The sequence below is a fragment of the Streptomyces cahuitamycinicus genome, assembly GCF_002891435.1.
Taxonomy (GTDB): Bacteria; Actinomycetota; Actinomycetes; order Streptomycetales; family Streptomycetaceae; genus Streptomyces; species Streptomyces cahuitamycinicus.
The window spans coordinates 1-14,793 of the sequence record NZ_POUC01000067.1; the positions used below are offsets into that span (position 1 = coordinate 1).

Below are 14,793 nucleotides of genomic sequence, written 5' to 3' on the forward strand. Positions count from 1 at the left end.
GGAGGGGTGCCGGTGGTGGAGGCGGCCAGGGCGCTCGCGGTGCGTCCGGCCGAGTCGACCACGACGGCCTTGTAGCGCAGGGCCGTGCCGGGCGCCACGTTCTTGCCGATGGTGTGGGTGACCTTGAACGGGGCGTGGTCGGCGGAGCCGAGGGTCTGCCACCTGCCGTTGCCGGTCTGCGCGGCGAAGACGACCCGGTTGAGCTGCCCGCCGTCCACGTCGGCGGTGACCTCAACGGTGCCCGTGGCACCCGCGGGCGGGGCCTTCAGGGTGACGGCCGGTTCGGTGGCGGGCCTGGCGAGTCTGCCGGACGCCTTGAGGACGATCGCCGAGCCGGCCGGGACGGTGACGGTGAGCTTCTTGTCGCCGTCGCTCTTCACCGAGGCGCCGGTGCCGTGAATGCCCTTGAAGGCCAAACCGGCCGAGCCGGTCGGGAAGGTCGCCGTCTTCGCCTCGCCCGCGTTGTTGAAGGCGACCACGTACTCGGTGCCGTTCTTCGCGTCGGTGCGGGAGAAGGCGTAGACGCCCGGACCGTCGGCCGCGTACCGCTGCTGCTGGACGCCGTCGGTGAGCGCCGGGTTGGCCTTGCGGAGCTCGGCGAGGGCGCTGATCTGCCGGTAGAGCGGGGTCTTGGTGTCGTAGGCGTCCTCGGCGTGGGTGCGGTCGGTGCCGATGCGGTCGTCGTCGAGGTAGTCGGCGGTGCGCGAGGCGAACATGGTCTGCCGGGCGTCCTTGTCACCGCCCGGCCCGGTGAAGCCCTGCTCGTCGCCGTAGTAGACGACGGGGTTGCCGCGGCTGAGGAACATCAGCTCGTTGGCGAGCCCGGCCTTCGCGAGCAGTTCGGCGTCGGTGGCCTTCGGGTCGTCCTGCTTCAGGAAGGACCCGATCCGGCCCATGTCGTGGTTGCCGAGGAAGGTGACCTGCTCGTAGGCGTTGGCCTTGCCGGTCGTGTACTTGTAGTCGTCGCCGAAGACGCCGGCGAGCTTCTGCGCGCTCGCGCCCTGCGAGGCGTACTGGCGGGCCGCCTCCTGGAAGGGGAAGTCGAGCGTGGCGTCGAGGCGTCCCTGGGTGACGTACGGGGCGGTGACGTCCGTGTCGGCCGAGTACACCTCGCCGAACATGAAGAAGTCGTCACGGCCCTGCTTGGCCGCGTAGGCGTCGAGGGCCGTGGCCCACCGGGTCCAGAACTCCATGTTGACGTGCTTCACGGTGTCGATCCGGAAGCCGTCGATGTCGAAGTCCCGCACCCAGCGCTGGTAGATCCGCTCCATGCCCCGCACGACCTCGGGCCGCTCGGTCCACAGGTCGTCAAGGCCGGAGAAGTCCCCGTGGGCGGAGCTCTCACCGGCGAAGGTGGAGTCGCCGCGGTTGTGGTACATCGTCGGGTCGTTGAGCCAGGAGGGGACCTTGTTGTTCCTGGTGACCTTCGGCGTGCGCGGGAAGGAGCCGCTGTCGACCTCCGGGAAGTCCCGTCGTCCGTCCGCGTAGTCCGCGTCGTCGAAGGGCCTGCCGTCCTTCGTCAGGTACGGGAATGCCCCCTTGGACAGGTAGTCGTAGGACTTCTCCTCGTAGTCGACGACGTCCGCGGTGTGGTTGGTGATGACGTCGAAGAAGACCTTCATGCCCTTGGCGTGGGCTTTGTCGATGAGGGTTTCCAGGTCCTTGTTGGTGCCGAAGTGGGGGTCGACCTGGGTGAAGTCGGTTATCCAGTACCCGTGGTAGCCGGCCGAGGCGTTGGCCCCCGCCCCCTGCACGGGCTGGTTCTTGAAGATCGGGGCCATCCAGAGGGCGGTGGTGCCGAGGCCCTTGATGTAGTCGAGCTTCTTGGTCAGGCCCTTGAGGTCGCCGCCCTGGTAGAAGCCCTTGTCGGTGGGGTCGTAGCCGGTGGTCAGGCGGGTACCGGTAAGTCCGCCCTTGTCGTTGCCGGTGTCGCCGTTGGCGAAACGGTCCGGCAGGACGAAGTAGAACTGCTCACGGGTGGCGTCGTGACGGGCGGGCTCGGCGGCCAGCCTGGCGTCGGACGGCGGCGGGGGCGGGGTGTCCGCCCGCGCCGCGAGCGGCTGGACGAGCGCTGCGGCCAGCGCGGTGGCGGTGACCGCGGCGACCCGTCCGGCACGGGCGGTTCTGCGCCTTGCGGGCGCACGCCATCTCGGTATCACTGACGTGGACTCCTTGCATCGCGGCTCTCTCGGGTCCGACCCCGCGCGACCGTATCGCCGCCGAAACGCTTACAGCAAGAGTCCTGAAAGCATTGGAAAGAACTTTCAACCACCGGAGTCGGCCGGGACCGGAGGCCCCCACCGCACGGGACGTGCCGCAGGGGCCGCTCGCACCGCGAACGGACGTCCGCGTCTAGCAGCCGGACTTGCCCGCGTAGATCGCCAGGGCCGCGTTGGAACCCAGCGTGGCCGTGAACTGCCCGCTGGAGTTCACCGTCACGGCCCTGTTGTTCTGCACATCGCAGTACGTCCCCGCAGCCAGCGACGTCTGATACGTACGGCTCAGCGAACCCGGCTCGTGGTTGATGGCCACGAAGCCCTTGGAACCCCGCCCGAACGCGATCGCGTCGCCGCCGTTGTCCCACCAGTCGGTGACGGGCTGGCCCCGGGTGGCGTTGCGGAAGCCGACCATGGACCTGATCTCCGGCCAGTTGTGCTGGCACTTCCAGCCGTCCTGCCAGCAGGTGTTCACCCGGCCGCCGTTCGGCGGGCCGGCGTCGTGGTCGGAGAACTCGTAGCCCGAGTTGATGTCCGGGGCGCCGTAGGGCCAGGCCAGCATGAAGACGTTGGCCAGGGTGTAGTTGGCGTTGTCCTTGTAGCTGAGGGTCGAGCCGTTGCGCTCTGTGTCGTGGTTGTCGACGAAGACGCCGGAGACACCGCTGCTCAGGTAGCCCCAGCCCTCGCCGTAGTTCTTCAGGTAGGCGAGGTTCTCGTTGTTGAAGACCCGCTTGAGGTCGTAGGCGTAGCGGAACTCCTGGACGTCACCGTTACTCGTGTATTCAGTGGGCTGGACGGCCTCGCCGGAGCCGTGGATGACCTCCTGCTTCCAGTACGCCGACGGGTTGTCGAGCCGGGACTTGATGTTCGCCAGGTCGGCGGCGTCCATGTGCTTGGCCGCGTCGATACGGAAGCCGTCGACGCCGAGCGAGAGCAGGTCATTCAGGTATCCGGCGATGGCGCCACGGACGTACGACTCGCTGGTGTCCAGGTCGGCCAGGCCCACCAGTTCGCAGTGCTGGACGTTCCAGCGGTCCTGGTAGTCGCTGATCCGGCCCGTGCAGTCGTCGAAGTCGGGCGCCGAGTAGAGACCCGGGTAGCTGTACTTGCCGTACGCCGAGCCGCCGGTGCCGGTGCCGCCGCCCGCCGACATGTGGTTGATGACGGTGTCCACGACGACCTTCACACCGGCCGCGTGACAGGTGTTCACCATCGTCTGGAACGCCGTGCGGTCGCCGAGCCGACCGGCGATCCTGTAACTGACCGGCTGGTACGAGGTCCACCACTGCGGGCCCTGTATGTGCTCGGCGGGCGGGGAGACCTGGACGTAGCCGTATCCGGCGGGTCCGAGAGTGGTGGTGCACTCGCGGGCGACCGAGGCGAAGTTCCACTCGAAGAGGACGGCGGTGACGTCCTTGGTGCCAGGTGGGGAGGCCTGCGCACCAGTCGGGTTCATGACAACCGAGGCGGCGGCGAGCGCGACGACGGCGGCGAGGAATCTGCGTGCCATGTGGGGTTTCCTTCTTCGTTGAAGGTTCTTGCAGCAAGGTTCAGAAACCTTGCGGTGACGCAGATAGTAGAGGCCCGCCACCCGAAAGGGCAGCGGGCCGTGCGAAATTCAAGGGAAAATCAGGCGCGGGCCCCCGCGGTGGCGGTGGTCCACCACACCGTGGTGTCGGCCGGCACCTTCGCCTCGTCGTCGACCTCGACGATCTCCCCGCTCGCCACCAGCACCCGGCCGTACGCCGGCATCGCCACCGACTCGCCGGTGGTGTTCGCGACGCACACGAACTCCCCGCGCCGGAAGGCCAGCACACCCTCGGGCGCCCGCAGCCACTCCACGGACGCGCCGGCGCCGAGGTCGGGCTGCTCGCGGCGCACCGCGAGCGCGGCCCGGTACAGCTCCAGCGTCGAACCGGGCACGCCGGTCTGCGCCTCGACGCTCAGCTCGCCCCACCCGTCGGGCTGCGGCAGCCAGCTGCCACCGTCACCGAAGCCGTAGGAGGACCCCGTCCGTGTCCACGGGATCGGCACCCGGCAGCCGTCGCGGAAGCCGTCCTGGCCCGCGCCCCGGAAGTACGCCGGGTCCTGGCGCACCTCGTCCGGCAGGTCGACGACGTCGGGCAGGCCGAGCTCCTCGCCCTGGTAGACGTAGGCCGAGCCGGGCAGCGCCAGCATCAGCAGGCTCGCGGCCCGGGCCCTGCGCAGCCCCAGTGCGCGGTCGCCGGCCAGGCGGATCTGGGTGCCGAGGCCGGGCGGGTTGGCGAAGCGGGTGGCGTGCCGGGTGACGTCGTGGTTGGACAGTACCCAGGTGGCCGGGGCGCCGACCGGGCGCATGGCCTCCAGGGTGCGGTCGATGACCTCGCGCATCTCCTCGGCGTCCCAGTGGGTGCTGAGGTACTGGAAGTTGAAGGCCTGGTGCAGCTCGTCGGGGCGGACGTAGTGGGCGGTGCGCTCGATGGTCGGCGTCCAGGCCTCGGCGACGAAGATCCTCTCCCCCGCGTACTCGTCGAGGATCAGCCGCCACTGGCGGTAGATCTCGTGCACGCCCTCCTGGTCGAAGAACGGCATGACCTCGTTGCCCAGCAGTTTCACCTGGTCGTGGGATCCAAGGTCGGGCAGCCCCGCCGCCTTCACCAGTCCGTGGGCGACGTCGATACGGAAGCCGTCGACGCCCATGTCCAGCCAGAAGCGCAGGATGGAGCGGAACTCGTCGCCGACCGCCGGGTGCTCCCAGTTGAAGTCGGGCTGCTCGGGGGCGAAGAGGTGCAGGTACCACTCACCAGGCGTGCCGTCCGGCTCGGTGACCCGGGTCCAGGCCGGGCCGCCGAAGATCGACTCCCAGTCGTTGGGCGGCAGTTCGCCGTTCTCGCCCTTGCCGGGGCGGAAGTGGTAGCGGTCCCGCAGCGAGGAGCCCGGGCCCTCGGCGACGGCACGCTTGAACCACTCGTGCTGGTCGGAGGAGTGGTTGGGCACCAGGTCGACGATGATGCGCAGGCCCAGCCGGTGGGCGTCGCGGATCAGCGCATCGGCGTCCAGGAGGTTGCCGAACATGGGGTCGACGGCACGGTAGTCGGCGACGTCGTAGCCGGCGTCGGCCTGCGGCGAGGCGTAGAAGGGGCTGAGCCATACGGCGTCCACGCCGAGGTCGCGCAGGTACGGCAGCCGGGTGCGGACACCCTCCAGGTCGCCCATGCCGTCGCCGTTGCTGTCGGCGAAGCTGCGCGGGTACACCTGGTAGATCACCGCGTCCCGCCACCAGTCGCGGCGCTTGGCGACGGCCGTGGCGGACGTGGGGGTGGGGGCAGGTGCAGCTGAGTGCTGGCTCATGTCGTCCTTGATGCGTAACAGGATGTCGGTCATGGGAAGCGTGGAGGGGTTCGGGCGGCCGCGGCACAGCGGGGTCGGATGGGCACCGCGGCCGCCCCCACGCGCCCCCGCAGGGGCGCGAGGCTCGATGGACATGCGGCTCCGCCGCGTGGGCGCGACCGGCCACGACGGGGCCGCAGCCGATCGCTCGACGAAGGTCACCCCTTCGTGCCACCGGCGGTGAGGCCCGTCACCAGGTTCTTCTGCACGAGGTAGAAGAACGCGGCGGCCGGTATCGCGATCAGCACAGCCGTCGCGGCCATCAGGTTGCGCTGCGCGTCGTGCTCGCTCACGAACGTCTGCAGACCGACGGCGAACGTGTACTTGTCGTCGCTCAGCAGGAACGTCGAGGCGAACGCGACCTCACCGAAGGCCGTGAGGAAGCTGTAGAAGGCCGCGACCGCGAGTCCCGGCTTGGCGAGCGGCAGGATGAGCCGCGCGAACGTGCCGAAGGGGGTCAGCCCGTCGACGCGTCCGGCCTCGTCGATCTCGAACGGGATGGTGTCGAAATAGCCCTTCATCAGCCAGGCGCAGTACGGCACGATCGTGGTGCAGTTGACAAGGATGAGACCAAGGTAGCTGTCGATGAGCTGCAGATCCGAGAGAATCTGGTACATCGGCACGATCAGTACCGCGATGGGGAACATCTGGGTGACGAGCAGCGCCCACATCAGCTTCCGGTAGCCGGGGAACCGCATGCGGGAGACGGCGTAGCCGGTGGACGCGGCGACGACGACGCCGATGAATGTCGTGCCCAGCCCCACGATCAGCGTGCTCTTCAGCCAGTCGAAGAAGCCGGTGTCCTGCAGGACGAACGCGTAGTTGTCGAGGGAGACCTTGCCCCAGATGCGTCCGGGGTGGAGGTAGTCGTCCTTGTCCGGGCCGAGGGACAGGAAGACCAGCCAGGCGATCGGGAAGAGCGCGGTCAGGCTCGCACCGATCAGCACGGCGTGCGAGGCCACGGCGGCCGCGCGGCTCTGCTCGCCGCGTCGGCGCGTCCTGCCGGAGGCGCCCGCGGGGCGTCGCCCGCCCGCAGGGGCGGGGGTCTCGACGGTGGTCGTACTCATTTTCGGACTCCTGCCTCAGATCGCGAGCTGCTGGTCGTTGCGGTTCAGCCAGCGGCGGTAGAAGGACGTGAAGACGATCAGGATGGACAGGAGCAGGATTCCGTAGGCGGCGGACTGGGCGTAGTCGCGCGGCTGCTGCCCGAAGCCCAGCTGGTAGGCCCAGGTGACGAGGATCTGGGCGTCCGGGGCGGTGTTGCCGAACAGCAGGAAGATGATGGCGAACTGGTTGAACGTCCAGATGACGCCGAGCAGGACGACCGTGGTGCTGACGGACCGGAGGCCGGGCAGGGTGACGTAGCGGAAGCGCTGCCAGGCGTTGGCGCCGTCCATCTCGGAGGCCTCGTACAGGCTCGCGTCGATCGACTGCAGGCCGCCGAGGAGCGAGACCATCATGAACGGCACACCGCACCAGGTGTTGACCATGATCGCCGAGAACCGCTGCCAGAAGGTGTCCTCCAGCCACGACGGCGTCGGCAGGTGCAGGAATTCCAGACCCGAGTTGATGATGCCGCCGTCGGCGAGCATGAACCGCCAGCCGAACACGGTGACGAAGGTCGGCACCGCCCAGGGCAGCACCAGGATCATCCTGTAGAGGGTGCGGCCGCGCAGCTTCTGGTTGAGAAGCAGGGCGAGGCCGAGACCGATGCCGTAGTGCAGGGCGACGCAGGCCGCCGTCCAGAAGACCGTCCACAGGACGTGCGACCAGAAGCGGTCGTACGCCGTCGGGCCCCACAGGATGTCGGCGTAGTTGTCCAGGCCGATGAACTTGTAGGTGGCGTCGATCTCGTTGACGCCGATCGTGCGGGCCGTGTTCAGGCTGGTGGCGTCGGTGAGGGTCAGGTACAGGCCGTAGCCCAGCGGGTACAGCACGAGGACGCCGAGGACGATCGCCACCGGGGCGATCATCGCGTACGCGTACCAGTGCTTGTGGAGGCCGTTCCTCAGCCGCTGCACCGGTCCGGGCCGTGGTTCCCGCTCACCGCGCCGCTTGCCGGTCGCTCGGTCGATGGCGACTGTCATGGTTCGACACCTTCTGGAAGTTCAAGGAGGTCAAGGGGGTGCCCGGGCTCAGGCGCGGGCCGGTGGCCGCCGGATCCCCTCCCCCGTGGCAGGGGGATCCGGCGGCCACCCGGCGGTCACTTGGAGAAGTCCGGCACCAGCTTGGCGATGGCCGTCTCGGCGTTGCCGAGGCCCTTGTCCAGGGACTCCCTGCCGCTCGCGATCTTGAGCAACTCGTCGTCGAGCGGGGTCCACAGGGAGCTGTACTCGGGCAGTGCCGGGCGCGGCTGGGCGGCGGACAGCACGCCCTGGTAGCCGGCGATGCCGGGGTCGGCCTTGACCTTGTCGGTGTAGGCGTCGTCGCGCGTGGGGAGCGTGGAGTTCTTCAACGCGATGGTCTCCTGGGCCTTGGCCGAGGTCATGAACTTGACGAACTTCAGCGAGGCCTCCTGGTGGGCCTTGTCCGAGCCCGCGTACACGGAGAGGTTGTGGCCGCCGGTCGGGGCGCCCGCCTTGCCGGTGGAGCCGGCCGGGACGGTGGCGATGCCGAGGTTGTTCTTGTCCTTGAAGGCCGTGCCCTTGTAGAAGTTCGTGATCTCCCACGGACCCTGGACGATCGAGGCGACCTTGCCGCTGACGAACGCCTCCTGGATGTGGGCGTAGGCGTCTGCCGTGGTGTCGGCCTTGTGCAGGCCCTTGCCCTTGAACAGGCCCTGCCAGGTGCCGTAGGCCTTCTTGGCCTCGGGCGAGGTGACGGTGATCTTCTTGGCCTCGGCGTCGACGGTGTCGGTGCCCTCGCCGTAGAGGAAGGACTGCGCGTAGTAGGCCTGGGTGGAGCCCCAGTAGCCGTCGACACCGGTCTTGTCCTTGATGGTGGCGGCGGCCTTCTTCAGGTCGTCCCAGGTCTTGGGCGCCTCGACGCCGGCCTTCTCGAACAGGGCCTTGTTGTAGACGAGGGCGAGGGTGTCCGTGGTGAAGGGGACGCCGTAGGTCTTGCCCTCGTACTTGGCCTGCTCGATCAGGCTGGGCTGGAACTTGTCCTGCTCGGCGAGGGCCTCGGTGCCGTCCAGCGGCGCGAAGAAGCCCTTCTTGGCGAAGGCGGGGGTCCAGCCGACCTCGGAGCGCAGCACGTCGGGGGCACCCTTGGAACCGGCGGCGGTGTCGAACTTGTTCTGCGCCTGGTCGAAGGGGACGTTGACGTAGTTGACCTTGATGTCCTTGTTGGCGGCCTCGAACTCCTTGACCAGGGCCTGGTACGTCGGTGCCTCGTTGGTCGCGTTGGAGGTGTCCCACCAGGTGATGGTGACCGGGCCGCCGGCCTCGTCGCCGCTGTCGCTTCCGCCGCAGGCCGTCGCCGCCAGGGCGAGGGACGCCACCAGCGCGGTGGCCGCTATGCCACGCCGCATGAGTTCTCCTTGAGGGTGAAGCCCGTTGTGCTGCCGACTGCGCCGTTGGCGGCCGGGCGTCGGTGAGATTAGCCGCGCTGGAAGGACTTGCGAAAGACCTTGCAGCAAAATCGTGCAAGACATGCGGATGGTTACCCCGCCGTGACCTCTCCCTGATCGCCCTGAAGCCCGGAGTTACCGCTGTTCGACGGGGAGTCGGACAGCTGTGCAAGACTCTGCAAGCACTTGCCATCCGTCTCCGCCGGGGGAATCATCCGTTGCGGAGCGGACGCCGACACGACTTCAAGGGACCGCGATGACCAAGCAATCCGCAGCGGGCCGTGCGACGGCCCGCACCCGGCGTCCCGTCGGTGTGCAAGGAGATCCCCGGCCGCTACAGTCCGGTGCTGTGACCACACGGCTTGCCGACATCGCTGTGCAGGCGGGGGTGAGCGAAGCGACCGTCAGCCGCGTCCTCAACGGGAAGCCGGGCGTCGCCGCCACCACCCGCCAATCCGTGCTGGCCGCCCTCGACGTGCTCGGCTACGAACGCCCGGTGCGCCTGCGCCAGCGCAGCGAGGGGCTGGTGGGGCTGATCACCCCGGAGCTGGAGAACCCGATCTTCCCGGCCCTGGCGCAGGTCATCGGCCAGGCGCTGACGCGGCAGGGCTACACACCGGTGCTGGCCACCCAGACACCGGGCGGCTCGACGGAGGACGAGCTGACGGAGATGCTCGTGGACCGCGGGGTCGCCGGCATCATCTACGTCTCCGGACTGCACGCGGACACCACCGCCGACATGCAGCGCTACGACCGGCTGCGCGCCCAGGGCGTGCCCTACGTGCTGGTCGACGGTTTCTCGCCGAAGGTGCAGGCGCCGTTCATCTCCCCCGACGACCGCGCCGCGATGAGCCTCGCGGTCACGCATCTGGTGTCCCTGGGCCACACCCGGATCGGCCTGGCCCTCGGGCCCAAGCGGTTCGTGCCGGTGCAGCGCAAGATCGAGGGGTTCGTGCGCACGGTGCAGGACCAGTTGGGCCTGGGCGCCGAGACCGTCGAGAAGGAGCTGGTGCAGCACTCCCTGTACACCCTGGAGGGCGGTCAGGCGGCGGCCACGGCGTTGATCGAGCGGAACTGCACGGCCGTGGTGTGCGCCAGCGACATGATGGCGCTGGGCGCGATCCGGGCGGCCCGGCAGCTCGGTCTGGACGTGCCGAAGGACATCTCCGTGGTCGGCTTCGACGACTCCCCGCTGATCGCCTTCACCGACCCGCCCCTGACCACGGTCCGCAAGCCGGTCCCGGCGATGGGACAGGCCGCCGTGCGCACGCTGCTGGAGGAGATCGGCGGGACGCCCGCGCCGCACAGCGAATTCGTGTTCATGCCCGAACTGGTGGTGCGCGGTTCGACCGCTTCGGCCCCCGGGGAACGCGCTCGCCCCTGAGGCCCCCGGCCTGGAGTCGCCGTTGAACATGCGGCTCGGACAGGGCCGCGGGATGATCGGTGGGGAAGTCCTTTTCTGGCAAACTCTGTGCCTATGGGTAATACGACCGTGACGACGCAGGAAGGGCGGAAAACGTCCCTTCCGCACCCCGCCACGGCTGTGACCCGGCCGGGTCCGCTGCACCGGCTGCGCACCCCCCACCGGCCCCGGTTCTGGTTCGAGATCCTGCTGATCGCGGTGAGTTACTGGACGTACTCGCTCGTCCGCAACGCCGTGCCCGAGCAGAAGGCCGAGGCCCTGCGCAACGCCGACTGGATCTGGCGGGCCGAGCACCACGTGGGCATCGCCGTCGAGGAGTCCGTCAACCGCGCCGTGAACTCGGTGCATTGGCTCATCGTCGGGATGAACTACTACTACGCGACGCTCCACTTCGTCGTCACGCTGGGTGTCCTGGTGTGGTTGTACCGTCGTCATCCCGGCCGCTACGCGGCAATCCGGCTGGTGCTGTTCGCGACCACGGCCGTCGCCCTGGTCGGTTACTACCTGTATCCGCTGGCACCCCCGCGGCTGATGAACGGCGGCGGCTTCATCGACACGGTCATGGTCCACCAGACCTGGGGTTCGATGGCGTCCGGCGACCTGAAACACATGTCCAACCAGTACGCCGCGATGCCGTCGATGCACATCGGCTGGTCCGTGTGGTGCGGGCTGACGATCTTCGCCCTGGCGAGGGTGCCCTGGGTGCGGGTGCTGGGCCTGCTGTACCCGGCGCTGACGCTGGTGGTCATCGTCGCGACGGCCAACCACTTCTGGCTGGACGCGGTCGGTGGCGTGCTGTGCCTGGCCTTCGGGTTCACGGTGGCCCGGCTCTGGTACGGAAGGCAGCCGTACGCACTGCCCCGGACGGTGCCGGCCCGCAGGTGGGGCGCGGTCCGGGAAGACAACGTGCCGGGGGCCCGGACCGGCGAGCCTCAGCGCTCGGCGGCCCCGTAGAAGAGTTCCTCCATCACGCCTCGCGCCCTGCGCGCGGTCCGCCGGTAGCCGTCGAGCATGTCGCCGACGTGGCCGGGGCCGTAGCCCAAGTACCGTCCTACGGCGGCCAGCTCCCGGGGATCGGAGGGGAAGGTGTCACCCGCCCGGCCACGGACCAGCATCACCGCGTTGCGGACGCGGGTCGCGAGGACCCAGGCCTCGTCGAGGGTCGCCGCGTCCTCGTCGGTGATCAGCCCGGCGGCGCGGGCCGCGGCCAGGGCCTCGCGGGTGCGGGTGGTGCGCAGGCCCGGCTCCGCAGCGCCGTGCCGCAGCTGCATGAGCTGCACGGTCCACTCCACGTCGGACAGGCCGCCCGGCCCGAGCTTGGCGTGCAGCTTGGGGTCGGCGCCGCGCGGCAGCCGCTCGGACTCCATGCGGGCCTTCAGCCGCCGGATGTCGCGCACGGCCTCGTCGCCGAGCCCGTCCGCCGGGTAGCGCAGCGGGTCGACCAGCTCGATGAAGCGACGGCCCAGCTCCTCGTCGCCGGCCACGGGCTCGGCCCGCAGCAGGGCGTGCGACTCCCACGTCAGGGCCCACCGGCGGTAGTACGCCGCGTAGGACGTGAGGGTGCGCACCAGCGGCCCGGACTTGCCCTCCGGGCGCAGGTCGGCGTCGATGAGCAGCGGCGGGTCGGAGCTCGGGATCTGGAGCAGACGGCGCATCTCGGAGACGACCTTGCCGGCCGCCTGGGCCGCTTCCCGCTCGTCGACGCCGTCGCGCGGTTCGTGGACGAACAGCACGTCCGCGTCGGAGCCGTAGCCCAGTTCGTGGCCGCCGAACCGGCCCATGCCGATGATCGCGAACCGGGTGGGCAGGTCGCTCCCCCAGCCGTCCCGCACGACCGCGCGGAGCGTGCCGGCCAGGGTCGCGGCGGTCAGGTCCGACACCGCGCCGCCGACCCGGTCCACCAGAGCGCCCTGATCGGCCTCGGCGGGCTGCTCCTCGGTGCCGTAGGAGCCGACGATGTCGGCGGCGGCCGTGCGGAACAGCTCGCGGCGGCGCACACCGCGGGCGGCCGTGACCGCCTGGGCGGCGCCGTCGGCGCGTTTCACGGCGGCCAGGATCTCCTGCTCCAGGTGGGCGCGGGGCCGGGGTTCCAGACCACCGCCGTCCCCGTCGCCGAGCAGCGCGACCGCCTCCGGGGCGCGCATCAGCAGGTCGGGCGCGAGGCGGCCGGCGGACAGGACCCGGGCGAGGTTCTGCGCGGCGGCGCCCTCGTCCCGCAGCAGCCGCAGGTACCAGGGCGTCTTGCCGAGGGCGTCGGACACCTTGCGGAAGTTGAGCAGTCCCGCGTCCGGATCGGCCGAGTCGGCGAACCACCCGAGCAGCACGGGCAGCAGCGTGCGCTGGATGGCGGCCTTGCGGGTGACGCCGGAGGCCAGTGCCTCCAGATGGCGCAGGGCGGAGGCCGGGTCGGCGTAGCCGAGGGCAACCATGCGCTCCCTGGCCGCCTCGGTGCTGAGCCGGGCCTCACCGGTGGCGAGCTGGGCGACCGCGTCGAGCAGCGGCCGGTAGAAGAGCTTCTCGTGCAGCCGGCGTACGACGCCCGCGTGCCGCCGCCACTCGCGGTGCAGGTCGGCGACCGGGTCCGCGCGCAGGCCGAGGGAGCGGCCGATGCGGCGCAGCTCGGCCTCGTCCTGGGGGACGAGGTGGGTGCGCCGCAGCCGGAACAGCTGGATGCGGTGCTCCATGGACCGCAGGAAGCGGTAGGCCTCGTCGAGCTGGGCCGCGTCGGACCGGCCGACGTAGCCGCCAGCGGCGAGGGCCCTCAGCGCGTCCAGCGTCGTACCGCTGCGCAGGGAGGCGTCGGCCCGGCCGTGCACCAGCTGGAGCAGCTGCACGGCGAACTCGACGTCCCTGAGGCCGCCCGGGCCCAGCTTCAGCTGGCGGTCGACCTCGGCGACGGGGATGTTCTCCACGACCCGGCGGCGCATCTTCTGCACGTCGGGGACGAAGTTCTCGCGCTCGGCGGCCTTCCACACCAGGGGCTGGACGGCGGCGACGTACTCCTCGCCGAGGTCGAGGTCGCCTGCCACCGGGCGGGCCTTGAGCAGCGCCTGGAACTCCCAGGTCTTGGCCCAGCGCTGGTAGTAGGCGAGGTGGCTGGAGAGGGTCCGCACGAGGGGACCGTTGCGGCCCTCGGGCCGGAGGTTGGCGTCGACGGGCCAGATGGAACCCTCGACGGTCGTCTCGGAGCAGATCCGCATCATGTGCGAGGCGAGCCGCGTCGCGGCGCGTACGGCCTTGGTCTCGTCGGTGCCCTCGGTGGCCTCCCCGACGAAGATGACGTCCACGTCCGAGACGTAGTTCAGCTCGTGGCCGCCGCACTTGCCCATCGCGATGACCGCGAGCCGGCACAGCCCGGCGTCCTCCGGTGCGGCCGCCTCCGCGAGGGCGAGGGCGGCGCGCAGGGTGGCGGTGGCGAGGTCGGCGAGCTCGGCGGCGGACTCGGCGAGGCCTGTCGTGCCACAGACGTCCCGGGCGGCGATGGACAGCAGGCAGCGCCGGTAGGCGACCCGCAGGGAGACCGGGTCGGTGGCTTCCGCGAGGCCGGCCTCGAACTCCTCCACCCCGGGGTGCAGGTCGTACGCCTCGTACATGACGAGTGCCTGCCAGTCGTCCGGGTGCCGGGCGAGGTGGTCGGCCAGGGCGGTGGAGGCGCCGAGGACGCCGAGGAGGCGGTCGCGCAGGGGTTTGGCCGCGATCAGCGTGTCGAGCAGTTCCCGGCGGGCGCCGGGGCTCTGCTGGGCCTCCAGCAGCCGGACGAGGCCGAGCAGCGCGAGATCGGGGTCGGCGGTGGCGCCCAGCGCCTCCAGCAGCACCGGGTCGTCGCGCAGGGGCGCGAGCTCCGGGCTGTCCAGGAGTCGTTCGGCGGCGGAGGCGTCGGTGAATCCGTGCCGCAGCAGCCGCGTGAAGGTACTGCTCCTGCGCCCCGGCGCCGCCGTCATCCGGGCCTCCCTCGCACTGTTCCTCGGACATGCATCGGATCAAGGTCGTACGGCTTCGAGCGTAACGGCACGGGCCGGGAGAAGCGCCGGTGAGGTCGGCAGGCGGACAGGGCCGCGCGCCCGCCCGGGCAGGCGCCGCGATGACGGGAGGGCGGCTGCCGTCGCCGGGCCGGTGACGGCGGACGAAGGGGCACGGCTCCGGCGGCCGGGCCGTTCCCGATCATGACGGGCAGGGCCGGACGGACGGCCGCCCGTCACCCTGCCGTCTGCGGCCGTTGCGCACTTCGTACGGGCCCGGTGGCCGGGGTGTGCGGCGCAACGCCGGGTGCAACG

Annotated in this window: 9 protein-coding genes; 2 read left to right on the plus strand and 7 right to left on the minus strand. The window is 70.2% G+C overall.

Annotated features, from left to right (window positions below):
- From C1J00_RS12165 to C1J00_RS12190, 6 genes are all read right to left on the minus strand, one after another.
- The coding region (locus C1J00_RS12165; protein ID WP_180989517.1) for an alpha-amylase family glycosyl hydrolase at positions 1-2,159 on the minus strand (2,159 nt) is incomplete at its 3' end.
- 193 nt (positions 2,160-2,352) lie between these two features.
- Positions 2,353-3,726 (minus strand): alpha-amylase, encoded by a 1,374-nt coding sequence (locus C1J00_RS12170; protein WP_102909061.1) that lies wholly within the window; start codon positions 3,724-3,726, stop codon positions 2,353-2,355.
- A gap of 119 nt (positions 3,727-3,845) precedes the next feature.
- The gene (locus C1J00_RS12175; RefSeq protein ID WP_102909080.1) at positions 3,846-5,546 is read right to left on the minus strand and encodes a glycoside hydrolase family 13 protein; all 1,701 of its coding nucleotides are present in this window, start codon (positions 5,544-5,546) and stop codon (positions 3,846-3,848) included.
- A gap of 197 nt (positions 5,547-5,743) precedes the next feature.
- A complete protein-coding gene (locus tag C1J00_RS12180; protein WP_102909062.1) occupies positions 5,744-6,652 on the minus strand; it encodes a sugar ABC transporter permease in 909 nt (302 codons plus the stop codon).
- Between the two features lie 15 nt (positions 6,653-6,667).
- Positions 6,668-7,672: a carbohydrate ABC transporter permease gene (locus C1J00_RS12185; RefSeq protein WP_102909063.1), complete on the minus strand. Its 1,005-nt coding sequence runs from the start codon at positions 7,670-7,672 to the stop codon at positions 6,668-6,670.
- A gap of 116 nt (positions 7,673-7,788) precedes the next feature.
- Positions 7,789-9,057: an extracellular solute-binding protein gene (locus C1J00_RS12190; protein ID WP_102909064.1), complete on the minus strand. Its 1,269-nt coding sequence runs from the start codon at positions 9,055-9,057 to the stop codon at positions 7,789-7,791.
- Positions 9,058-9,445: 388 nt separating this feature from the next.
- Between C1J00_RS12190 and C1J00_RS12195 the strand changes: the two genes are divergently transcribed.
- Together C1J00_RS12195 and C1J00_RS12200 are read left to right on the plus strand one after the other, a co-directional pair.
- The gene (locus tag C1J00_RS12195) at positions 9,446-10,480 is read left to right on the plus strand and encodes a LacI family DNA-binding transcriptional regulator (RefSeq protein ID WP_102909065.1); all 1,035 of its coding nucleotides are present in this window, start codon (positions 9,446-9,448) and stop codon (positions 10,478-10,480) included.
- 93 nt (positions 10,481-10,573) lie between these two features.
- Positions 10,574-11,473, plus strand: coding sequence for a phosphatase PAP2 family protein (locus C1J00_RS12200; protein WP_102909066.1), 900 nt, complete (start codon positions 10,574-10,576; stop codon positions 11,471-11,473).
- Here the strand turns inward: C1J00_RS12200 and C1J00_RS12205 are convergent.
- On the minus strand, positions 11,452-14,460 hold the full coding sequence (locus C1J00_RS12205; RefSeq protein ID WP_102909067.1) for a bifunctional [glutamine synthetase] adenylyltransferase/[glutamine synthetase]-adenylyl-L-tyrosine phosphorylase: 3,009 nt from the start codon (positions 14,458-14,460) through the stop codon (positions 11,452-11,454). The two genes, C1J00_RS12200 and C1J00_RS12205, sit on opposite strands and share 22 nt — an antisense overlap.
- Positions 14,461-14,793 lie beyond the last annotated feature (333 nt).

Excerpts from the sequence above, each read along its gene's own strand:
- C1J00_RS12170 (WP_102909061.1), bottom strand. The coding sequence starts at position 3,726 with ATGGCACGCAGATTCCTCGCCGCCGTCGTCGCGCTCGCCGCCGCCTCG.
- C1J00_RS12175 (WP_102909080.1), bottom strand. The coding sequence starts at position 5,546 with ATGAGCCAGCACTCAGCTGCACCTGCCCCCACCCCCACGTCCGCCACG.
- C1J00_RS12180 (WP_102909062.1), bottom strand. The coding sequence starts at position 6,652 with ATGAGTACGACCACCGTCGAGACCCCCGCCCCTGCGGGCGGGCGACGC.
- C1J00_RS12185 (WP_102909063.1), bottom strand. The coding sequence starts at position 7,672 with ATGACAGTCGCCATCGACCGAGCGACCGGCAAGCGGCGCGGTGAGCGG.
- C1J00_RS12190 (WP_102909064.1), bottom strand. The coding sequence starts at position 9,057 with ATGCGGCGTGGCATAGCGGCCACCGCGCTGGTGGCGTCCCTCGCCCTG.
- C1J00_RS12200 (WP_102909066.1), top strand. The coding sequence starts at position 10,574 with ATGGGTAATACGACCGTGACGACGCAGGAAGGGCGGAAAACGTCCCTT.
- C1J00_RS12205 (WP_102909067.1), bottom strand. The coding sequence starts at position 14,460 with ATGACGGCGGCGCCGGGGCGCAGGAGCAGTACCTTCACGCGGCTGCTG.